The 21,531-nt window shown below is 62.4% G+C and carries 18 protein-coding genes; 14 read left to right on the forward strand and 4 right to left on the reverse strand.

The window, feature by feature from the left end; genetic code table 11:
* Positions 1-25 precede the first annotated feature (25 nt).
* From M5C01_RS23800 to M5C01_RS23820, 5 genes are all read left to right on the forward strand, one after another.
* Entirely contained in the window at positions 26-1,927 is a 1,902-nt protein-coding gene (locus M5C01_RS23800) for a cache domain-containing protein (RefSeq protein ID WP_152740909.1), read from the forward strand.
* A complete protein-coding gene (locus tag M5C01_RS23805) occupies positions 1,924-3,249 on the forward strand; it encodes a sigma-54 dependent transcriptional regulator (protein WP_152740910.1) in 1,326 nt (441 codons plus the stop codon). The genes M5C01_RS23800 and M5C01_RS23805 overlap by 4 nt, the downstream gene beginning before the upstream one ends.
* Before the next feature lie 24 nt (positions 3,250-3,273).
* Positions 3,274-3,603 (forward strand): GlpM family protein, encoded by a 330-nt coding sequence (locus M5C01_RS23810; protein ID WP_177102831.1) that lies wholly within the window; start codon positions 3,274-3,276, stop codon positions 3,601-3,603.
* 168 nt (positions 3,604-3,771) lie between these two features.
* Positions 3,772-4,146, forward strand: a complete 375-nt coding sequence (locus tag M5C01_RS23815) for an EamA family transporter (protein ID WP_103494185.1) — start codon at positions 3,772-3,774, stop codon at positions 4,144-4,146.
* A 31-nt stretch (positions 4,147-4,177) separates the two neighbouring features.
* Positions 4,178-4,579, forward strand: a complete 402-nt coding sequence (locus M5C01_RS23820) for an EamA family transporter (protein WP_103494186.1) — start codon at positions 4,178-4,180, stop codon at positions 4,577-4,579.
* 178 nt (positions 4,580-4,757) lie between these two features.
* Here M5C01_RS23820 and M5C01_RS23825 read toward each other — a convergent pair whose 3' ends face one another.
* Positions 4,758-5,531: a MipA/OmpV family protein gene (locus M5C01_RS23825; RefSeq protein ID WP_152740912.1), complete on the reverse strand. Its 774-nt coding sequence runs from the start codon at positions 5,529-5,531 to the stop codon at positions 4,758-4,760.
* Between the two features lie 225 nt (positions 5,532-5,756).
* Between M5C01_RS23825 and M5C01_RS23830 the strand changes: the two genes are divergently transcribed.
* Genes M5C01_RS23830 through M5C01_RS23855 form a run of 6 tightly spaced genes read left to right on the forward strand, consistent with a single transcriptional unit; the run spans position 5,757 to position 13,023 of the window.
* Positions 5,757-6,461 carry an HAD-IB family phosphatase gene (locus tag M5C01_RS23830; RefSeq protein ID WP_100944506.1) on the forward strand — a complete coding sequence of 235 codons (705 nt, stop codon included), beginning with the start codon at positions 5,757-5,759 and terminating at the stop codon, positions 6,459-6,461.
* A complete protein-coding gene (locus M5C01_RS23835) occupies positions 6,454-7,848 on the forward strand; it encodes an aminotransferase class III-fold pyridoxal phosphate-dependent enzyme (protein WP_152740913.1) in 1,395 nt (464 codons plus the stop codon). The genes M5C01_RS23830 and M5C01_RS23835 overlap by 8 nt, the downstream gene beginning before the upstream one ends.
* The gene (locus M5C01_RS23840; RefSeq protein ID WP_178129944.1) at positions 7,845-8,711 is read left to right on the forward strand and encodes an alpha/beta fold hydrolase; all 867 of its coding nucleotides are present in this window, start codon (positions 7,845-7,847) and stop codon (positions 8,709-8,711) included. Before M5C01_RS23835 ends, M5C01_RS23840 begins: the two co-directional genes overlap by 4 nt.
* A 10-nt stretch (positions 8,712-8,721) precedes the next feature.
* Entirely contained in the window at positions 8,722-9,846 is a 1,125-nt protein-coding gene (locus tag M5C01_RS23845; protein WP_178129945.1) for a GNAT family N-acetyltransferase, read from the forward strand.
* Positions 9,846-11,636, forward strand: coding sequence for an ATP-binding protein (locus M5C01_RS23850; protein WP_152740916.1), 1,791 nt, complete (start codon positions 9,846-9,848; stop codon positions 11,634-11,636). The genes M5C01_RS23845 and M5C01_RS23850 overlap by 1 nt, the downstream gene beginning before the upstream one ends.
* Positions 11,626-13,023, forward strand: coding sequence for a sigma-54 dependent transcriptional regulator (locus tag M5C01_RS23855; protein WP_152740917.1), 1,398 nt, complete (start codon positions 11,626-11,628; stop codon positions 13,021-13,023). Before M5C01_RS23850 ends, M5C01_RS23855 begins: the two co-directional genes overlap by 11 nt.
* Positions 13,024-13,157: 134 nt before the next feature.
* On the opposite strand, the gene M5C01_RS23860 is transcribed toward M5C01_RS23855, so the two are convergent.
* A complete protein-coding gene (locus tag M5C01_RS23860; protein ID WP_103499385.1) occupies positions 13,158-14,150 on the reverse strand; it encodes an alpha/beta hydrolase in 993 nt (330 codons plus the stop codon).
* Positions 14,151-14,362: 212 nt separating this feature from the next.
* Between M5C01_RS23860 and metR the strand changes: the two genes are divergently transcribed.
* Positions 14,363-15,280 carry a transcriptional regulator MetR gene (gene metR / locus M5C01_RS23865; protein ID WP_103499384.1) on the forward strand — a complete coding sequence of 306 codons (918 nt, stop codon included), beginning with the start codon at positions 14,363-14,365 and terminating at the stop codon, positions 15,278-15,280.
* A gap of 77 nt (positions 15,281-15,357) precedes the next feature.
* Here the strand turns inward: metR and M5C01_RS23870 are convergent, their stop codons facing one another.
* Both M5C01_RS23870 and M5C01_RS23875 read right to left on the reverse strand, forming a co-directional pair.
* Positions 15,358-15,774, reverse strand: coding sequence for an NUDIX domain-containing protein (locus tag M5C01_RS23870; RefSeq protein ID WP_152740919.1), 417 nt, complete (start codon positions 15,772-15,774; stop codon positions 15,358-15,360).
* Positions 15,771-17,126, reverse strand: a complete 1,356-nt coding sequence (locus tag M5C01_RS23875; protein ID WP_152740920.1) for an HD domain-containing phosphohydrolase — start codon at positions 17,124-17,126, stop codon at positions 15,771-15,773. Before M5C01_RS23875 ends, M5C01_RS23870 begins: the two co-directional genes overlap by 4 nt.
* A 239-nt stretch (positions 17,127-17,365) precedes the next feature.
* On the opposite strand from M5C01_RS23875, the gene M5C01_RS23880 reads away from it, so the two are divergent.
* Entirely contained in the window at positions 17,366-19,627 is a 2,262-nt protein-coding gene (locus M5C01_RS23880) for an EAL domain-containing protein (protein ID WP_152740921.1), read from the forward strand.
* Entirely contained in the window at positions 19,624-21,498 is a 1,875-nt protein-coding gene (locus M5C01_RS23885) for a GGDEF and EAL domain-containing protein (protein ID WP_152740922.1), read from the forward strand. Before M5C01_RS23880 ends, M5C01_RS23885 begins: the two co-directional genes overlap by 4 nt.
* The last annotated feature ends 33 nt before the right edge of the window (positions 21,499-21,531 follow it).

Here is a 21,531-nt window from a genome sequence, read left to right on the forward strand (position 1 = left end):
GTCTGGTTGACCCAAGGCAAACGTGATGAAATGCGACCCCAACCTCTATCGCGCGACGCCGCCCTCATTCGCCGTGAAACCCCGCCTGATCCGCCAACTGTTCCTACCGCCCCTGATCATCCTGCTGATGATCGGCCTGGGCTACGCCGGCTATCGCATCAGCGAACACTATGGCATCCGCACCCTCAGCGAAAACGGCGAACGCCAGCTGGAGCTGCACGCCCGCACCGTCGAAAGCGAGATCAGCAAGTACACCTACCTGCCCAGCCTGCTGGAGCTTGAATCCAGCGTCTCGGCCCTGCTCAAGGAGCCCGACGCCGAACACCGCCAGGCGGTCAACGCCTACCTCGAAGGCCTGAACCGGCGCAGCCGCAGTCGGGCCATCTATGTCATGGACACCAGCGGTCGGGTATTGGCCACCAGCAACTGGCGCGATGCCGACAGTTACCTCGGTGAAGACCTGTCCTTTCGCGCCTATTTCCAGGACGCCGTGCGCGGTCTGCCGGGGCGTTTCTACGGGATCGGCAGCACCAGCGGCGAACCCGGCTATTACCTGGCCCACGGCCTGGAAGAACAAGGCAAGATCATCGGCGTAGCCGTGATCAAGGTCCGTCTCGAAGCCCTTGAAGAGCGCTGGCAACGGGCCCGCCTGGAGGCTTTTGTCACGGACGAGAACGGCATCATCATCCTCTCCAGCGACCCGGCCCGACGCCTCAAGTCCGTGCGCCCGCTGACCCCGGAGATCAAGGAACGCCTGGCCCGCAGCCTGCAATATTACTGGTGGCCGCTGAACGAGCTGCAACCCCTGGCCCGCGAACGCCTGGCCGAGGGCGTCGAAACCCTGACCTTCCCGGCCAACACCGAGCTGGCCAAAGACGGCGACAGCGTCAGCTACCTGGCCCAGACCCGGCGCCTGAGCGACACGCCCTGGCATCTCACCCTGCTCACCCCCTTGCAGGACCTGCGCCGCGAAGCCGCCAACCAGGGCATGCTGGTGGCCGTGGCCTTTGCCCTGGTGGCCTTCCTGCTGATCGCCTGGAACGAACGGCGCAAGGTCATCGCCACCCGCCTGGCCGCCCGCGAAGCCCTGCAGGAAGCCAACAGCCAGCTGGAACGACGGATCGCCGAGCGCACGGTCGACCTGCGCGCCAGCAATGATCGGCTCAAGGACCAGATCCGCGAACGGCGCCAGGCCGAGGAAACCCTGCGCCGCGCCCAGGACGAACTGGTCCAGGCCGGCAAGCTGGCCGCCATCGGCCAGATGTCCACCAGCATCGCCCATGAACTCAACCAGCCGTTGGCCGCGTTGCGCACCCTGTCCGGCAATACCGTGCGTTTCCTCGAACGCGGCGAACTGGACACCGCCAGCACCAACCTGCGCACCATCAACGACCTGATCGACCGCATGGGCCGGATCACCGCCAGCCTGCGCGCCTTTGCCCGGCGCGGCGACGACAAGGGCGAGTCGAGCCTGGCCAAGGCCATCGACGCCGCCCTGCAGGTCCTCGGCAGCCGGGTCGAAACCCTGCACCTGGAAGTCCATCGCGACTTCGACGACGTGCAACTGGCCATCGACCAGACCCGCCTGGAGCAGATCCTGGTCAACCTGATCGGCAACGCCCTCGACGCCATGCAGGCCCAACCGCTGCCGGAACTGTGGCTGGAAGGCGACTTCGTCGAAGGCAAATACCGCCTGCTGGTACGCGACAACGGCCACGGCATCGAGCCTGAGGCGCGCAAGCACCTGTTCGAACCCTTCTTCACCACCAAGCCGGGAGAACAGGGCCTCGGCCTCGGCCTGACCCTCTCCGCCAGCCTCGCGGCGGCGGCCGGCGGCCACCTCGGGGTCGAACACCCCCTCACGGGCGGTACCGCCTTCGCCCTCACTTTACCGCGGGTCACCCCTGCCAAGGCCGAGCCGATATGAACAACGACCTCACTGTCCTGATTGTCGAGGACGACCCCCATGTCCTGCTCGGCTGCCAGCAGGCACTGTCCCTGGAAGATATCCCCAGCGAAGGCGTCGGCAGTGCCGAGGAAGCCCTGGCACGGATCGGCGACAACTTCCCCGGAATCGTCATCAGCGACATCCGCCTGCCGGGCATCGACGGCCTGGAGCTGTTGACCCGGCTCAAGGCTCGCGACAGCAGCCTGCCGGTGGTGCTGATTACCGGCCACGGCGATATTTCCATGGCTGTCGGCGCCATGCGCAACGGCGCCTATGACTTCATGGAAAAGCCCTTTTCCCCGGAGCGCCTGGTGGACGTCGCCCGCCGTGCCCTGGAGCAACGCGGCCTGGCCCGGGAAGTCTGGTCGTTGCGCCGGCAACTGGCCGAGCGCGACTCGCTGGAGGGCCGGATCATCGGCCGCTCGCCGGCCATGCAGAACCTGCGGGAACTGATCGCCAATGTCGCCGATACCTCGGCCAATGTGCTGATCGAAGGCGAGACCGGCACCGGCAAGGAACTGGTTGCCCGCTGCCTGCATGACTTCAGCCGGCGCAAGTCGCAACAGTTCGTCGCGCTCAACTGCGGCGGGCTGCCGGAGAACCTGTTCGAAAGTGAAATCTTCGGCCACGAGGCCAATGCCTTCACCGGTGCCGGCAAACGCCGCATCGGCAAAATCGAGCACGCCCATGGCGGTACGCTGTTCCTCGACGAAGTGGAAAGCATGCCGATCCCCATGCAGATCAAACTGCTGCGGGTCTTGCAGGAGCGCACCCTGGAACGCCTGGGCTCGAACCAGAGCGTGGCCGTCGATTGCCGGGTGATCGCCGCCACCAAGTTCGACCTCGACGAAAGGGGCCGCGCCGGCGAGTTTCGCAGCGACCTGTATTACCGGCTGAACGTGGTGACCCTGGAGCTACCGCCCCTGCGCGAGCGGCGCGAAGACATCCTGCAATTGTTCGAACACTTCCTGCAGCAGTCCTCCCTGCGTTTCGACCGTATCGCGCCGGAGCTGGACAACCAGACCTTGTCCAGCCTCATGAGCCACGACTGGCCGGGCAATGTGCGCGAACTGCGCAACGTCGCCGAGCGCTTCGCCCTCGGCCTGCCGCCCTTCAAGAAAGCCGGCGCGCAAAGCGGCGGCGGGCTGGGCTTTGCCGAAGCGGTGGAAGCCTTCGAGCGTAACCTGCTCAACGAGGCCCTGCAGCGCAGCGGCGGCAACCTGAGCCAGGCCAGCCACGAACTGGGCATGGCCAAGACCACCTTGTTCGACAAGGTCAAGAAGTACGGTTTGAGTCACTGACGGCGAGCAAGCAAGATGGATTTACTGTTGAAAGCCGCCCTCGGCGCCCTGGTCGTGGTACTGCTCGCCGCCCTGTCGAAAACCCGCAATTACTACATTGCCGGGCTGGTGCCGTTGTTCCCGACCTTTGCCCTGATCGCGCACTACATCGTCGGCAAGGGTCGTTCGATCGATGATCTGAAAACCACCATCCTGTTCGGCATGTGGTCGATCATTCCCTACTTCATCTACCTGGCGACCCTGTATGTGCTGGTGGACCGGCTGCGCCTGGAGACATCGCTGGCCCTGGCGGTACTCGCCTGGTTGCTGGCGGCCAGTGTGCTGGTCAGCCTCTGGCTGCGTTTTCACGGCTGATCCGCCGCCCTCGCCCGGCGCCCCATCCGCTTTGTGCTGGCCTGTCCTTTGCATTTGCCGGCAAAGCCCTTACGCTGTGCGCCTTCATGGACGCTGCAGCGAAGCCGAGCGACTGTGCAATCCGGCGCGCCATAAAGCGTTGACCCTGCTGTTCTAGGAGCTGTTTCCGTGACCCTTGGCGTTTTTTTGCTGGTACTTTTTTCCGTTGTCCTGGACGTGATCGGCCAGCTCTGTTTCAAGATGGGCCTGGACCGTCTGCCGGAGCTGGAGGGTGGCTTCAGGCTGAAAGCCTTCTGGGGCCAGGTGTTCAACGCCCCCCTGCTGTGGTGCGGGATCGGCTCTTATGTCATCGAGTTTTTTGTCTGGATCGAAGCCCTGTCCCGGGCACCCTTGAGCCTGGTGTTTCCCATCGGGGCCCTGGCCTATTGCGGCGTGGTGCTGGCCGGCAAGATGGTGCTGGGCGAGACCGTCAGCCGCCGCCGCTGGCTCGGCACGCTGGTGATCACCGCCGGCGTGATGCTGGTGGCCATTTCCGGCGCTTGAGGGCTCCATTCATGTTCGAAGGAAATTGTTGATGAGCGGTTCAAAACACATTGATTGGCTGCACGGGCGCTTCGGCACCATCGTGCTCTGGGCCTTGCTGATCGCTTGCGAAAGCGGCGGACAGATCGCCACCAAAGTCGGCGGCGATCAACTCGGGCAGACCGATTTCAGTTTGCAATGGCTGCACGCGGTACTGCTCAACCCGGGTGTCTGGGTGGCGGTAGCCTGTTATATCGGGGCGTTTTTCGTCTGGATGCTGATTCTGCGACGCAGCACGCTGTCGTTGGCGTTTCCGCTGAGTTCGCTGGTGTTTGTCGCGGTGCTGCTGGCGTCCTGGCTGGGGCTGAACGAGCAGATCAGCCTGCTGCACTGGATCGGTGTGGCGGTGATTATCGGCGGGATTGCGTTGCTGGCAGAAGGTGAGAAAAACTAGCCGGCGATGGTGGTGAATGTCGCAGCGCTATCGCCAGCAAGCCGGCTCCTACAGATCCGAGTCACGCCGCATATTATCGTCGCGCCCAAAACCCTGTAGGAGCCAGCTTGCTGGCGATGGCGTCATTGAATATGACATCGCCATCCCGGCGCCAGCGCCTACAAAAGAAGGTCAGGCCTCAGAACTTGTAGCTGATCGCCGTCTGGATCTGACCCTGGTCGCTGTCGCCCTTCTGTTTGACGATGCTGCTGTCGGCCGCCGAGCCCACCAGGTGAATCCAGCTGGCACTGGTCATCAGCGACCAGTTACCGCCCAGGGGGATGGCAAAGCTCTGGGTCAGGGTCAGGTTCTGGAAACCACCGCCGGCGTGATACTGGCGGATCCCCGAGTCCTGCGCCTCCTGGGCACTCACACCGAAGAACGTCTGTGCCTGGCGCTCATCGGCATAGTGCGCGGTGAAATTGCTCCGGCCGATAATCCCCATGCCCAACGGATAGCCCAGCTCTCCACCCAAACGCCCGAGCACGCCGCCCTGCCCGCTACCGCCGCCGACGGCACTGCCCAGCTCGGCGAACAACCGCCAGAAGTCGGCCGGTGCGTATTCCACGAAACCACCCACCACGCCCATGTCCGGCACATCGCGCAAACCGCGCAACGAGCCGTTGGAGTTGCGCCCGGGCACGTAATTGGCGAAAGGCCCGATGCTGAAACCGTTGGCCTTGAACGCGTCCCAGGTCAGGCCGTCATCACCACTGAGGCTGACATTGCCCCAGTCCAGGTCCACATAAGGCAGTGGCGTCACTTCATAACGGCTGCCCGACGGATCATAGGGCTGATAGCCCACCCCAACCCCCACTTGCCCGGTCGGACCTTCATCAGCCAGGGCCACGTGGCTCCAGCCAGCCAGGGAAAAAAGGCCGGCCAGCAGCAATGAGGAGGAGAGACGAATCATGAAAGTGTCCTTGTAGATACATGCCTTCGCGTTCACAAACACGACTTTTTGTAGGCGAGCACTGATGTTGTTTGTAGGAAGCTACAATTTTTGTAGCTCCATGTACGAAACCCGATACATATAACGGATATATTCCACGAGAATACCGGATTTGAGCACTTGGCACACTCCGTGCTCTGCGTAGGGCATGCGCAGTGTGCGCTCTTATTCAACAGGTACAAGCAGATGATGCACTGGCATATCGTGTGTGATTTCGATGGGACCATCTCCCGCACCGACGCGATCGACAACATCCTTGAGCGTTTCGCCGACCCGAGCTGGGAAAGCATCGAGCAAGAGTGGCTGGACGGTCATATCGGTTCGCGTGAATGCCTCAGCCGCCAACTGGCGCTGGTCAAGGCTTCGCCGGCTGACTTGCTGGCGTACTTCGACACCATCGATATCGACCCGGACTTCCCGGACTTCGTCGATCATGTCATGGGCCTGGGCGCTTCCATCGAAGTGGTCAGCGACGGTATCGAACAAGGCATCGCGCGGATCCTCTCGCGCAACTACGTGACCTTGCTGCCGATCCTCGCCAACCGCCTGCGCCAGGTCGACCACAATAGCTGGCGCATCGATTTCCCCTATTCCAGCGACGCCTGCCGCGCCGCCTCCGGCAACTGCAAATGCAAGTCCGCGCCCAAGGGCAAACGCATCCTGGTGATCGGTGACGGTCAATCGGACATGTGCGTGGCCGGCACCGCCGACTTCGTTTTCGCCAAGGGCCGCCTGGCCGAGCATTGCGAACGCAACAACATTCCTTACGCGCGCTTCGACTCCTTCGCCGAGCTGCCGGCCATGCTGGCCCTGCTGCCGAACGACATCGCGGCGAACGCCGGCAACTACTCTATCGATCTTGAACAACAGGAACTCTTCCACCATGTCTGATATTCGTATCGCTACAGCCGAAGACCAGGTGCTTCTGGAAAAAGAAGCCAAATATTGCTCCTACGGCGATACAGTTCACTACATCGAACCACCGCGCATTTTCAGCCGCTGCGAAGGTTCCTACGTCTGGGACACCGAAGACCAAGCTTACCTCGACCTGCAAATGTGGTACTCGGCGGTCAACTTCGGCTACGCCAACCCACGTCTGAACAACGCCCTGAAAAAGCAGATCGACACCCTGCCGCAGATCGCCAGCCAGTACTTGCACAAAGGCAAGATCGAACTGTCGGAAATGATCGCGGTCGACGCCAAGAACAAGTTCGGCCTCGACGGTCGCGTGCACTTCAACGTAGGTGGTTCGCAGTCCATCGAAGACTCGCTGAAAGTCGTGCGTAACGCCACCAACGGCAAGAGCCTGATGTTCGCCTTCGAAGGCGGCTACCACGGCCGGACCCTGGGCGCGTCCTCGATCACTTCGAGCTACCGCTACCGTCGCCGCTACGGCCACTTCGGCGAGCGCGCACAGTTTATCCCGTTCCCGTACCACTTCCGCGGCCCGAAAGGCATGACCAAGGAAGAATACGGCAGCCACTGCGTGCAGCAGTTCGCCCGCCTGTTCGAAACCGAATACAACGGTGTCTGGGACCCTAAAGTCGGTACCAGCGAATACGCCGCATTCTACGTCGAGCCGATCCAGGGCACCGGCGGCTACGTGATCCCGCCGATGAACTTCTACAGCGAGCTGAAGCAGGTCCTCGACCAGCACGGCATCCTGATGGTCGTCGACGAAATCCAGATGGGCTTCTGGCGTACCGGCAAGCTGTGGTCGATTGAACACTTCGACGTCAAGCCGGACGTGATCGTCTTCGGCAAGGCGCTGACCAACGGCCTGAACCCGCTGGGCGGCATCTGGGCCCGTGAAGAGCTGATCAACCCGAAGATCTTCCCACCAGGCTCCACCCACTCCACCTTCGCCTCGAACCCACTGGGTACGGCCGTTGGCCTGGAAATGTTCAAAATGACCAGCGAAGTCGACTACGGCGCGATGGTCATGGCCAAGGGCAAGTACTTCCTCGAAGGCCTGCAAGAGCTGCAGAAACGCTTCCCGATCATCGGCGACGTCGATGGCCTGGGCCTGGCCCTGCGCTGCGAAATCTGCACCACCGACGGCTTCACCCCGGACAAGGCCACCCTGGACTACATGGTCGAGGAAGGCATGAAGGGCGACATGGTGGTTGACGGTCAGAAACTCGGCCTGATCCTCGACGTCGGCGGCTACTACAAGAACGTGATCACCCTGGCACCGTCGCTGGAAATCAGCTACCCGGAAATCGACCTGGGTCTGAAACTGCTCGAACAACTGCTGAACCGAGCCATGAAGCGGTGAACATGACACCTATCGATCTGGGCGAAGGCGATGCTGGCTTCGTACTCGGCTCGGGTCCGGTCGGGATCTTGTTGATCCACGGCCTGACCGGCACCCCGACGGAACTCCGTCGGGTGGCCCAGGGCCTGGCCAAGAAGGGCAACTGCACGGTTTACGTGCCGACCCTGGCCGGGCACTGCGGCGGTAACGAAGACCTGCAGGCCACCGGCTGGCTGGACTGGTATGAAGGCGTACGCAAGACATTCGTGGCGGTGAAAGAGCGCCACGAACAGGTTTTCGTCGGCGGTCTGTCCATGGGCGCGGTGATGTCCATGTACATGGCCTCCGAACACCCGGGCCAGATCGCCGGGCTGCTGATGTACTCGACGACCCTGCGCTACGACGGCTGGAGCATTCACAAGCTGGCATTCCTGACGCCATTGCTGATGAAGATTCCGTTCGGCGTGCACATCTGCCGTTTCGAGGAAAAGCCGCCCTATGGCATCAAGAACGAACGCCTGCGGGCCATCGTCGAGCGCCAGATGAAAGCCGGCCAGAGCAGCGATGCCGGGCTGTTGACCATGGAAGGCATCACCGTGCGCGAACTGCACCGGATGAACGCCGTGGTCATGCGCCGCATGCCGTCGATCAAGACCCCGGCCCTGGTGATCCACTCCGTCGAGGACGACATCACCAGCCCATGGAACGCCGACTACGTCGAGCGTCACCTGGGCGGTCCGGTGACCAAGGTCATGCTCGACAACTGCTATCACATGATCACCGTCGATCTGCAATACAAGGAAGTGATCGAGCTGAGCGCCGACTACGTCGAGCGTTTGAGCGGCATCTCGAGCGAGCCTGAAGCACAGCGGCAACAGGCCTAAGGAAAGACCCGTGATCAGCGCCCAAGCCTTCTCGACCATCGAGGCTATCGACCGTAACGCCTGGAACGATTGCTTTGTCGGCGTCCTGGAGAATTGGGAGTATTACCTGGCGGTGGAGAAAGCCGGCATCGAAGACTTTGAATGGCGCTACCTGGCGCTGTTCGAAGACGACCGTTTGCTGGCCGTCGCCCCCGCCTTCCTGACTTCCTACAAACTCGACACCACGGTGCAGGGTTTGGTTAAACGCATCACCGGCTGGATCAATCGATTCCTGCCGGGATTGCTGAAATTTCCGCTCTACGCCATCGGCTCGCCGGTGGCGGAGCGCTGCACGGCCGGAACGGCCAGCCATGTACCGCCGGCACGGCGCCAGGCCCTGCTCGAACAGCTGCTCGCCCTGGCCCACGCTGACGCCCGGCAATTGGGTATCCGCCTGATCGCCGTCAAGGACGCCCCCAGCGACGACAACGACTGGCGCCGCAGCTGCAAGGCCGCCGGCTACCAGGCCATGCCCAGCCTGCCCAACGCGCTGCTGCCGATCCCGTTCGGCTCCATCGACGCCTACCTGGGGACCCTGGACAAGGCAACCCGCAAGGACCTGCGGCGCAAACTGCGAGCGCCCGGACCGCGAATCGAATGGCGACACAATATCGACGATGTGCTGCCACGGATCATGGAGCTGTACCAGGCCACGTTGGCGCGCAGCGAGTTGCAATTCGAGCGGCTGCCGGCGGGTTACTTCACCCATGTACTCGAACACATGGACGAACGCGCGGCCTGTGTCCTGTACTGGGCCGGCGAGCGCCTCGTGGCGTTCAACCTGGTGCTGTTCGACGGCGACCGCCTGATCGACAAGTTTTTCGGTCATGAGGTGAACCAAAGCCGCGAACCCAATCTCTATTTCCGCAATTGGCTGGCCAATGTCGATTACTGCATTCGCCACCAGATCCCGGTCTACGAGTCCGGGCAAGCCGGTTATGCCAGCAAGATTCGCCTGGGCTGCAGCTTCCAGGGCAATAATATGTTTTTCCACCATCGCAACTGGCTGGTCAACAATGTCCTCAGAGGGGTCAAACTGTTGGTTCGCCCGGATCGATTCGACCCTGCCATGTCTGCTGCGATAAGCGAAACCTGATGACCAACACGCCAGAACGCCGCCGAAAACGACGCCCCCTCTCGATCTCGCGCTGGAGCGTGCAACGCAAGTTGTTGCTGGCGTTCTGGCTGGTCAGCGTGATACCGACCATGATTGCCGCGGAACTGGCGGCCACCACCCTGTCGCAGATTTTCGACAGCAACGTGCGCATCTGGCTGCAAGAGTCGACCAAAGTGGTCAAGGACGAGATCAGCGAGATCAAGCGTTCCAACGCCCGCGTCGCGCAGTTGTTCCTGCTCTACACCCGGCCGCCCAGCTCGCACCGCGCCGCCAAGCATGACAAGCTGACCGCCGACATCGCCGACGCCATGGGCATCGACCTGGTGGCGCTGGTGCGCAACCAGGACCACAAGGTGGTCTTCACCACCCAGCCGGATGATATCGTCTCGCAGATCAGTACCGCGCCCAACGCGGTGTTGCAGACCATTCAGATCGCTGGCGTGACCACCGGCGTGGTGGTCTCGACCTTCGACACCACCCAGGACGGCGTCGACTACCAGATGGTCATCGCCACCTACCTGGACAGCAGTTTCCTCAACAGCGTCGCCGATGTGCACTCCCTGGATCTGCGCCTGTACCTGGCCAACCCCCAGGGTTTTTCCGAGATATTCTCCACCCAGCGCTTCGAAGATCACCCCAGCAACGTGCCTGACAGCATCACCGACGTTCTGCGCGACACCCGCCAGCCCAGTGAAGTCTTCACCAACCGCTACAGTGGCCTGTACTGGCCGATCTTCAACGACACCGGCGACCTGCAGGGGGTGATTTTCAGCGGTCTGCTGCGCCATACCAGCCTGGTGGGCCTGGTCAACCAGAGCAACCTGTTCATCCTGATCTTCATGCTCGGTTCAGTGCTGTCGCTGAGTGTCGGCTGGCTGGTCTCGCGGCGCCTGACCCTGCCCTTGCGCGGCCTGGCCGAAGGCGTCAGCGCGGTGATTTCCGGCGACTACAGCAAGCGTATCCCGGTGACCGGCAGCGACGAGCTGTCGGAACTGAGCAACACCTTCAACCACATGACCGAACGCCTGGGCGAGCTGCATCACCTCGAAGCCCAGCTGCGCCGCCGCGACCGCTTGCACGCCCTGGGCGAAGTCGCCATGGGCCTGGCCCACGAAATCCGCAACCCGCTGGGCATCATCAAGACCGCCACGCAGTTGCTGCACCGCCGCGCCAACCTGCCGGACACCGACAAGCGGCACCTGGAATACGTGATCAGCGAGGTCTCGCGGATCAACGACCTGATCACCGAATTCCTCGATTTCGCCAAGCCCAGCGCACCGATTCGCGCGCTCTACCCGGCCCGCGAGCTGGCCGAGGAAATCCTCGGTTTCTGCGCTCCGGAACTGGCGATCCACAATATCGACGCGCAGATCGACGACCAGGCGCCCGGCGCCACCCTGTATGCCGACTCCCGGCAGTTGAAACAGGCCTGCCTGAACCTGATCCTCAATGCCATCGACGCCATGCCCAAGGGCGGGCGCCTGACCATTGGCATTGCCAAGGACCCGCGCTACACCATCATCAGTGTCACCGACACCGGCCAGGGCATCGAGCCGGACATGATCGAGCGCATTTTCACGCCATTCGTCACCACCAAGGCCTCGGGCACCGGCCTGGGCCTGGCGAAGGTCTATTCGATCATGGAGAACCATGACGGGCGCATCGAGTGCATCAGCGAAAAAGATGCCGGCGCGACCTTCAACCTGTACATTCCGGCCCATGGCGGCGACCTGGACCACGAGGATGAGGAAGAAGACGATGACGCATAACGTTCTGGTGGTCGATGACGAGCCCAAACTCTGCGACCTGCTGAGCTCGGCACTGAGCCAGAACGATATCCGGGTCTTCACCGCCGGCAACGGCCTGGAAGCCCTGGTAGTGCTGGAACAGGAAGAAATCGACCTGGTCATCAGCGACTGGCGCATGCCCGGCATGGACGGGCCGCAATTGCTCTCGGAGGTCAAGCTGCGCTACCCGCAGTTGCCGGTCATCGTGATGACCGCCTACAGCACCGTGAAGAATGCCGTGCAATCGATGCGCAACGGCGCCTTCGACTATATCGCCAAGCCGTTCGACATCGACGAGCTGGACATCACCGTCAACAAGGCCCTGCAATTTCGCGACATCCTGCGGGACAATGCGCGCCTGCGCGCCGAGCTCGACGAACACCAGCAGATCGACAGCCTGGTGGGCGACAGCCCGACCTTCCGCCGGGTCCTGCAAGCCGTGGACTCGGTGCGCGAAAGCAACGCCACGATCCTGCTGACCGGCGAGAGCGGCACCGGCAAGGAAATGGTCGCCCGGGCCATCCACAAGCATGGCAACCGCGCCGATATGCCGTTTGTCGCGGTCAACTGCGCGGCGATTCCCGAAGGCTTGCTGGAAAGCGAGATGTTCGGCCATCGCAAGGGCGCCTTTACCGGGGCCGTCGCGGACCGTGTCGGACGTTTTATGCAGGCCGACAAGGGCACGCTGTTTCTCGATGAGATCGGCGATATGCCGCTGGCGTTGCAAGCCAAGATCCTCCGTGCGCTGCAAGAGCGGATCATCGAGCCGGTGGGTGATCCGCGCGAGCGCAAGGTCGACGTGCGGGTGATTGCCGCAACCAACAAGAACCTGCTGCAAGCGGTGGCCGACAAGGAGTTTCGCGAAGACCTGTATTACCGCCTGAACGTCTTCCCGATTCCCCTGCCCGCCCTGCGTGACCGGGTCGAGGACATCGCCCCGCTGGCCCGGCATTTCGCCCATACCCTGGGCGCCACGGCCGGCAAGCGCATCGACGGTTTCAGCGCGCAAGCCTTGCAGGCGATGCTCAACTACCCCTGGCCAGGGAATATCCGCGAACTGCAGAACTGTGTGGAGCGAGCGACCATCGTCGCGGCCGGGCACGTGATCGAAGAGAGTGACCTGCCGGCTTACCTGTTCGAGTCGACGCCGCCCCAGAGCAGCGCCAGCCCGCTACCCGGCGTTGCCCCCGGCCTGCCGAAAGACCTCGACGCGGCCCTGGCGGACGTGGAGAAGGCTTATATCCTCGCGGCCCTGCAGGAAAGCAATGGCGTGCAGGCGGCCGCGGCGCAGTTGATCGGGATTTCCGAACGCAGCTTCTGGTATCGCCTGAAGAAGCTGGCGATCCACGTCGACAAGATCATCCGCTGAAGCGGGTTCGGAAAACCCCGCATAACCTGTAGGAGCGTGGCTTGCCCGCGAAGCTTTTAGCGGTCTCAAGGGCCTCTTCGCGGGCAAGCCACGCTCCTACAGGACGGGGTTGGCCGCGATAACGATGAGTTCCCTCAGAGCTGCGCCCAGCGACTGACATCCGCCTGATGCAGACGCAGGTACGGCAGCACCGCCGCCAGCAACGGCGCCTTGAACGCCTCCTGGAAACGATGGGCCATCCCCGGCACCAACACCAGTCGACTGCCCTGGATATGCGCCGCCAGGTGCACGCCGTGCATCACCGGCAGCAACGGATCGGCCGTGCCATGGACCACCAGGGTCGGCACCCGCAGTTGATTGAGCAACGGCACCCGGCTCGGCTCGGCGAGAATCGCCATGATCTGGCGCTTCACCCCTTCCGGATTGAAGGCACGGTCATAGGAGGCCGCCGCCTGCTGCAACAGCTTGTTGCGGTCGTCGCGCACCTCCGGGCTGCCCAGGGCCGCCAGCAGATCAGCCTGCTGCTCGATCGCCACTTCACGGTTCGGCGCGCTGCGCCGCGAGAGCAACTGCACCAGTGCCGCACTGGGCGCCGGCAAGCCCTCGGCACCGGAACTGCTCATCACCAGGGTCAGGCTCTCGACCCGCTCCGGCGCCATCGCTGCCACGTGCTGGGCGATCATCCCGCCCATGCTCGCACCCAGCACATGGAACTGCTGGATCTGCAACGCATCCATCAGGCCCAGGGCATCGCCGGCCATGTCGGTCAGGGTATAAGGCGCCGCCACCGGCAAGCCGAGCTTGTAGCGCAACACCTCGAAGGTCAGGTTGGCGCTGGCCGGCGCCTGGCGCCAGGTGGACAGGCCGACATCGCGATTGTCATAGCGAATCACCCGGAACCCTTGTTGACAGAGCGCGACCACCACCTCGTCCGGCCAGTGGATCAGTTGCCCGCCCAGCCCCATCACCAGCAGCAAGGCGGGATCCGAGGCACGCCCGATACTCTGGTAGGCCAGGCTGACCTTTTCCAGTTCGACCTGTTGGGTCGGAACATTGACATCACATCTTGAAGCCGCAAAAGACGGCAGGCCGAACAGTAGTGCGGCCAGGAAAATTACTACACGCATGAAAACACCGAAACGCAGAACCCCATTGAGGCGCGAGTTTGATGTTATTTGTTCAACGGCGCTGCCACAGTTCAGTGACAGTTTGATGAAGATTGCCGAGTGACACCCGAAGGTAGGCTTACCGGCGACAGCGCTCCTGTCGACAGCCAGGGCAACATGAGACAAACTCATACCCTGCCCGCCACTCACAAAATCTACTCATGGAGCCCCAGGTGCTGGAAATCCGTCACTTGAAAACCCTTCACGCGCTGCGCGAAGCCGACAGCCTGGTAGAGGCCGCCGAACGCCTGCACCTGACCCAGTCGGCCCTGTCCCACCAGTTCAAGGAACTGGAAGAGCGCCTGGGCATGCCGTTGTTCGTGCGCAAGACCAAACCGGTGCGCTTCACCAGCGCCGGACTGCGCCTGCTGCAACTGGCCGATGCCACCCTGCCGCTGCTGCGCGGGGCGGAGCGGGATATCGCGCGCCTGGCCGGCGGCACCGCCGGCCGCCTGCACATGGCGATCGAATGCCACAGTTGTTTCCAGTGGCTGATGCCGACCATCGACCAGTTCCGCGATGCCTGGCCGGAAGTGGAACTGGACCTGGCCTCGGGATTTTCCTTCGCCCCGTTGCCGGCCCTGGCCCGTGGCGACCTGGACCTGGTGGTGACCTCCGATCCGCTGGAACTGGCGGGCATCACCTACGTGCCACTGTTCACCTACGAAGCCATGCTGGCGGTGGCCAACCAGCATGCCCTGGCCAACAAACCCTATATCGTGCCCGAGGACCTGCTCAAGGAAACCCTGATCACCTACCCGGTGGAACGCGATCGGCTGGATATCTTCACCCGCTTCCTGGAACCGGCCGACGTCGAGCCGGCGCAGGTGCGCACCTCCGAGCTGACGGTGATGATGATGCAATTGGTGGCCAGCGGCCGTGGTGTCTGCGGCATGCCGCACTGGGCGCTGCACGAATACAGCTCGCGGGGCTACGTCAAGGCCAAGCGGCTGGGCGAGAAAGGCCTGTTTGCCACGCTGTATGCGGCGGTCCGCACCGACATGCTCGATGCGCCCTACATGCGCGACTTCCTGCTGACGGCCAAGGACACTTCGTTCTCGACCCTCGATGGGGTCAGCGCGGTACGCTGAAGCCCCGCAGCGTCATCGGCGCTCGCGCGTCACCCGCCGCGGCGCGGTTCCAGCAGCCACCGCGGCGCCATGAAACATCAGGCGCCGGGCACCCGCGAAGCACGATAAAACGGCAGGATCAGATCCCGTGTCAACGGCGCGAGAAACAAGCCGCCATCGCCAGCGGGGTCGATCCAGACCACTTCTTCGATCTCGGCGGCGGGCTCCGGCGCCATGCCGGTATCCACCCGGAACAACTCGGCAACCACCTCGTGACCCGGCTCATTGGCCGCCTGAGCTGCGAACCGGCCGAGGTAGGTGGCGGCAGCCGTGTCGATGACCAACCCCAACTCTTCTTCCAGTTCACGGGCCAGGGCATTGACCGGTTGCTCGTGGGCTTCGATCTTGCCACCCGGCTGCATGAAGGCCTGGGTACCGCGTTTGCGCACCAACAGGGTACGGCCATCGGGACCGATCAACAGGGCGGCGGCAATGCGGATAGTCTTGCAGGTCATTCAGCCTGTTCCAGCAGCGCCTGGATTTCTTCCGGAATCTTGACGAACACACTGTACTTGGCGCCCTCCATGGATTCGAAGGCAATCAGCTTCTCCACCAGCGCCGCGCTGAGGAGCTTGCCGGCGTTGAGCAGCAGCATGCCGTTGTCGGCATTGAGGTTGCGCGCCAGGATCATCCCGGCCACCAGTTCGCGGGTGCTCAGGACCTTGACCGACGGGTCGCCCAGGGTCACATCGTTCAGGTACTCGGCACAGACCTTGACGAAGTCCTCGACCAGGCCCGGGTCGTAGAGTTTGCCGGCGTACTTACGAATAAAGAGCAGTGCCTCGTCGCTGTTCATCTGCCGTTCGAGAATCAGGCCACGCTGCAACTCGATAAAGTCCACCGCCAACTTCAACACCCGCGACCCGAGGGGAATAGCCTCGCCCCTGAGGTGGTCGGGAAACCCCGTGCCGTCCCAGCGCTCCTGATGATGCAGAATCAGCCGGGCCGCATCCTGCATCGGCTCCAGGGTCATCAACAGCGACTCGCTCTGCTTCGGATAACCGCGATAACGCTCGCGATCAGTGTGGTGCAACAGGTCGGCCGGCGCGCCCATCATGCTGTCGGTCCAACTCATCTTGCCGATATTGTGCAGGGCCGCGGCCATGGCCAGGTCGCGGCTGGTCGCCTCATTCATGACATGGACCTTGCAGTAGACCTTGACCAGATCGATGATCGCCCGGTTGGTCTGCTTGTCCTTGGGCAGGCGCCACTCGACCATCCGCGAGAACACCTCGGCCGTGACGGCGTAGCTGCGCTTGAGTTCTTCATAGGCCAGGTCAAGCATGTCGGCGGTCTGCTGGACTTCGCTGGTGCGCGCGATCACGCGCTTTTCCAGGGTCGAATTGAGCGACTGCAGCTGCCGGTTCTGCTCGCGGACCAACAGCTGCAGGCGCTGGCGCTCACGCTCCGAATGCTGGAAGGCCAGGCCCTGGGTGAGGGTCATCAACAGCTCTTCATCGTTCCAGGGTTTACTCAGGTAACGGTAGATCCGCCCTTCGTTGATCGCCTTGGCGATCATGTCCAGGTCGGCATAACCGGTCAGCAGGATCCGCAGGCAGGCCGGATACAGCTCATGAATCCGCGCCAGCAGGGTGGCACCGTCCATATTCGGCATGCGCGCATCGCTGATCACCAGGTCGATGGACTGCTCGGCCATGATTTCCAAGGCACGGGCGCCGCTGTCGGCAAGGAACAGTTCATAACCCTGGCTGCGCAGCAAACGGCGCAGGCTGTTGAGGATCGACTCTTCATCGTCGACCAGCAGGACACGGGGTTTGATCACGACTTCAACTGCGGATTCATCCATGGAGCACCTCATGTCTGCGTGTGGCTTCTATCCAGGGCCCCTTGAACAGCCGACGGTCCCTGTCTTTTGCGCTAAGGGTAGATGTTCGACCATCAATTGGCATCATGTTTATCAGCAAATCAGCTCAAGCCGATCTATGCTGCAAGCAATCCAGCGCGCCACAAGCCAGCGTGGTTATCAGGAAAGGAACTCCGCATGAACTCGGTACATCCTGCTGTCAATGTGTCCGGAGCCTTGCGATGAGCAGCCCCGGGGGGGGCGCCAATCGCCGCATCCTGATCATCGACGACACGCCGTCGATCCACGAAGACTTTCGCAAGACCCTCTGCCCGGAAGAAGTCGAAGACCATTTGCAAATGGCTGAGCAAGCCTTGTTCGGCGACGCCGTCGCCCGCAAGGTCGAGTGTTTCGAGCTCGATTCGGCCTTCCAGGGCCAGGAAGGCCTGGCCAAGGTCGAGCAGGCCCTGCTGCAAGGGCAGCCTTACGCCATGGCTTTTATCGACATGCGCATGCCGCCGGGCTGGGACGGCCTGCAAACCCTCGAACGGCTCTGGCAGGTCGACCCCAAGTTGCAAGTCGCGCTGTGCACCGCCTATTCCGATTATTCCCTGGAAGAGATGAACGAGCGGGTCGACATGGGCGATCGCCTGCTGATCCTGAAGAAACCTTTCGATGCCATCGAGATTCGCCAACTGGCCAGCACCCTGACCGTCAAATGGCAGATGACCGAAGACGCCGCGCTGAAAATGGACCAGCTCGAACAGGCCGTCGAAGAACGCACCCGCGAGCTGTCCGACGCCAACATCATCGTGCAGAACAGCCCGACCCTGCTCTATCGCCTGCGCGGCGAGCCGTCGTTCCCGCTGATGTACATCTCCCACAACATCACCAAGTTCGGGCATTCGGCCGAAGGCCTGCTGGCCTCGGCCGACTGGGCCGCGGAGTTGATCCACGGCGACGACCAGGAGAAAGTCGACGCGGCCATGGCCAAGGTCCTCGACAAGGACGCCGAGGGCGCCTCCATCGAGTTTCGCCTGCGCACCGGTGACGGTCAGTTGCGCTGGGTGGAAAACCGCTACGTACCGGTCCGCGACCCGGAAGGACGCCTGCTGGAAGTCGAAGGCATCATCATCGACATCACTGAACACAAGCTCGCCGAAGAGAAAATCGCCCTGCTCGCCCGCACCGACGGACTCACCGGGCTGGCCAACCGCTCGACCCTGATCGAGCGCCTGCACCAGAGTTTTGCCGGCGCCCGGCGTGGCGCCTCGTCGTTCGCGGTGTTCTACCTGGACCTGGATCACTTCAAGCGCATCAACGACACCCTCGGACATCCGGTGGGCGACCTGCTGCTGCAGGAAGTCTCTCGACGCATCCTGGCCTGCACCCGGGAAAACGATGTGGTGGCGCGCCTGGGTGGCGATGAGTTCGCGGTGTTGCAGATGGAAATGCTCGACCCGGCGCAATCCGGCGCCCTGGCGAGCAAGATCCTCAAGGCCCTGGTGGAGCCTTACCAACTGGAAGGCAATGAAGTGCGGATTTCGGCCAGCGTCGGCATCAGCACCTATGCCCAGGACAGCGAAAGCGCCGACAGCATGCTGGTCCAGGCCGACATGGCGCTGTATCGCTCCAAGGACAGCGGGCGCAACCAGTACCATTTCCATTCCGAGGAGATCAACCAGGAAGTCATCGACCGGATCGCCATCACCCAGGACCTGAAAAAGGCCATCGAACAGAACGAACTGGAACTGCACTACCTGCCGGAAGTCGACCTGGGCAGCGGCAAGATCCTCGGCATGGAGGCGCTGGTGCGCTGGAACCACCCCGAGCGCGGCATACTCGGCGCCGACCAGTTCATCCCCGCTGCGGAAAAGACCGGCACCATTGTCGCCTTGGGGCGCTGGGTACTGGAACAGGCTTGCCGGCAGATGCACCAATGGCGCAGGGACGGCATGGCACCGCCGGTGATTGCCATCAACCTGTCGCTGGCCCAGCTCAAAAGTGGCGGCGAACTGATTCGGGACGTGCTCGAGACCACCGGCAAATGGGGGTTGTCGCCCGCGGACCTGCAGTTCGACGTCACCGAAGCGACCCTGGCCCACACCAAATGGACAAAGAACGACGTACTGCCCAAGCTGCGCGAACTCGGCGTAAAGATCGCCATCGACGATTTCGGCACCGACTACTCGTCCTTCGACTACCTCAAGACCTACCGCGTCAACCACCTGAAGCTGGCCCAGTCGCTGATCAACCACGCGAGCCAGGACGTGGAAAGCGCTACCACCTTGCGGGCAATCATCAACTTTGCCCGCGAAGTGGGGATCGGCATCATCGCCGAAGGCGTGGAAACCCAGGAGCAACGCCATTCATTGATGGCCGCTGGCTCACCGATGACGGCCCAGGGCTATTACTTCAGCAAGGCCGTCGATAGCCAACGTGCCAGCGAGCTGCTGCACGCCGGTCATATCGCTCCTCGCCCAATGCCGGAGATCCGCCTATGAACCGCGCAGCCGGTGCCGCCAACAAGCGCATCCTGATCATCGACGATACCGCGTCGATCCATCAGGACTTTCGCAAGATCCTCGGGCCCGAGCAGGAGGACGAACTGAGCCTGGACTCCACCGAACACCTGCTGTTCGGCACCACTCGCCCACAGCGCCAAAGCTTCGAGATCGATTCCGCCTATCAGGGGCAGGAGGCGCTGGAGCTGGTGAAGCTGGCCCTGGCCGCCGAGAACCCCTATGCCATGGCCTTTCTCGACATGCGCATGCCACCGGGCTGGGATGGCCTGGAAACCATCGAGCAACTGTGGGCCGTCGACCCGGAGTTGCAAATCGCCCTGTGCACCGCCTACTCGGATTACTCCTGGGAGTCCATGGACGAACGCGTCGCCTTCGGTGACCAACTGCTGATCCTGAAAAAGCCTTTCGACGCCCTGGAAATTCGTCAGATGGCCAGTGCCCTGACCTGGAAGTGGCAACTGGCGCGGGACATGGCCTTGAAGATGGCCACTCTGGAGCGAACCGTCGAGGAGCGGGTCCAGGAACTGCTGCAGGTTTCCCGGTTGCTGCAATTCGATGTGCTCACCGAACTGCCCAACAGCACCCTGCTCGGCGACCGCCTGGGCCAGGCCATCGCCCTGGCCAAACGGCACGGCGAACAGGTGGCGGTGATGTTTATCGGGCTGGATCGCTTCAAACGCATCAACAATGCCCTGGGCTATCCGGCGGGTGATGAAATGCTCAAGCATGTCGCCGACTGCCTGGTCGGGGCGTTGCGCCGATCAGACTCGGTGTTTCGTTACCGCTCCGATGAGTTTGTCCTGGTGCTGCCCGAGTTCCTCCACCCGCAACAGACCCGTGGCACCGCCGAGAAAGCCCTCGCGGCAATCAATACGCCCCATGAAGTCGCCGGCCATGGCCTGCGCGTGACCGCGAGCCTGGGTATCAGCCTCTACCCCGACGATGGCGAGGACCCGCTGGTACTGGTCAAGAAAGCCGAAGCCGCCATGCGCAACGTCAAGGAACAGGGCGCCAACAACTTCGGCTTTTTCATCGAGGACCTGAACCTGCGGGCCCGCGAGCATCAATCCATCGAGTCCGGTATTCGCCTGGCCCTGGAGCGTAACGAGTTCGTGCTGCACTACCAACCCAAGCTGGACCTAAAGACCGCCAAGGTGGTCGGTGCCGAGGCGCTGATCCGCTGGCAGCATCCCGAACGCGGCCTGCTCCACCCCGCGGATTTCATCCCGGTGGCCGAAGACAGTGGCCTGATCGTCCCATTGAGCAGTTGGGTGTTGCGCCAGGTCTGCCTGCAAGGTCGGGCCTGGCAGGATCAGATCAGCGAACCGCTGATCCTGTCGCTCAATATCTCGGCAATGGACTTCCGCCAGCGCGATTTCCTCGACAGCATCCGCCAGATACTGGAAGAAACCGGCATGGAGCCGACCCGGCTGGAGCTGGAAATCACCGAAAGCGTGTTGATGCAGAATGTCGACCACACCATTGCAACCCTGAAAGCCATCAAGACCCTGGGTATCCGCCTGGCCATCGACGATTTCGGCACCGGCTATTCGAGCCTCAGCTACCTGCAACGTTTCCCCATCGATGTACTGAAGATCGACCAGTCGTTCGTCCGAGACCTCAATGGCGACAGCAACGACGCCGCGCTGGTGAGCGCGATCATCAGCCTGGGCAAGAGCCTGCACCTGAACGTCATCGCCGAAGGCGTGGAAACCCAGGACCAGTTGTCCTTCCTCAAGGCCCATGACTGCGAGGAAGGCCAGGGTTACTACTTCAGCAAGGCGGTCGAAGCCGAGACTTTCCTGAGCCTGTTGCAGGACAAGCGCTTCGAACGACCGGCACAGACCTGACCCCGGAATCCGCCTCTTTTGCCAAGGACATGC

It is taken from the genome of Pseudomonas sp. MWU12-2319, from assembly GCF_023242525.1.
GTDB classification, from domain to species: Bacteria; Pseudomonadota; Gammaproteobacteria; order Pseudomonadales; family Pseudomonadaceae; genus Aquipseudomonas; species Aquipseudomonas gingeri_D.

Excerpts from the sequence above, each read along its gene's own strand:
- M5C01_RS23825 (WP_152740912.1), bottom strand. The coding sequence starts at position 5,531 with ATGATTCGTCTCTCCTCCTCATTGCTGCTGGCCGGCCTTTTTTCCCTG.
- M5C01_RS23800 (WP_152740909.1), top strand. The coding sequence starts at position 26 with ATGAAATGCGACCCCAACCTCTATCGCGCGACGCCGCCCTCATTCGCC.
- M5C01_RS23820 (WP_103494186.1), top strand. The coding sequence starts at position 4,178 with ATGAGCGGTTCAAAACACATTGATTGGCTGCACGGGCGCTTCGGCACC.
- M5C01_RS23860 (WP_103499385.1), bottom strand. The coding sequence starts at position 14,150 with ATGCGTGTAGTAATTTTCCTGGCCGCACTACTGTTCGGCCTGCCGTCT.
- M5C01_RS23870 (WP_152740919.1), bottom strand. The coding sequence starts at position 15,774 with ATGACCTGCAAGACTATCCGCATTGCCGCCGCCCTGTTGATCGGTCCC.
- M5C01_RS23850 (WP_152740916.1), top strand. The coding sequence starts at position 9,846 with ATGACCAACACGCCAGAACGCCGCCGAAAACGACGCCCCCTCTCGATC.
- M5C01_RS23875 (WP_152740920.1), bottom strand. The coding sequence starts at position 17,126 with ATGGATGAATCCGCAGTTGAAGTCGTGATCAAACCCCGTGTCCTGCTG.
- M5C01_RS23830 (WP_100944506.1), top strand. The coding sequence starts at position 5,757 with ATGATGCACTGGCATATCGTGTGTGATTTCGATGGGACCATCTCCCGC.
- M5C01_RS23835 (WP_152740913.1), top strand. The coding sequence starts at position 6,454 with ATGTCTGATATTCGTATCGCTACAGCCGAAGACCAGGTGCTTCTGGAA.
- M5C01_RS23885 (WP_152740922.1), top strand. The coding sequence starts at position 19,624 with ATGAACCGCGCAGCCGGTGCCGCCAACAAGCGCATCCTGATCATCGAC.
- M5C01_RS23880 (WP_152740921.1), top strand. The coding sequence starts at position 17,366 with ATGAGCAGCCCCGGGGGGGGCGCCAATCGCCGCATCCTGATCATCGAC.
- M5C01_RS23855 (WP_152740917.1), top strand. The coding sequence starts at position 11,626 with ATGACGCATAACGTTCTGGTGGTCGATGACGAGCCCAAACTCTGCGAC.
- M5C01_RS23805 (WP_152740910.1), top strand. The coding sequence starts at position 1,924 with ATGAACAACGACCTCACTGTCCTGATTGTCGAGGACGACCCCCATGTC.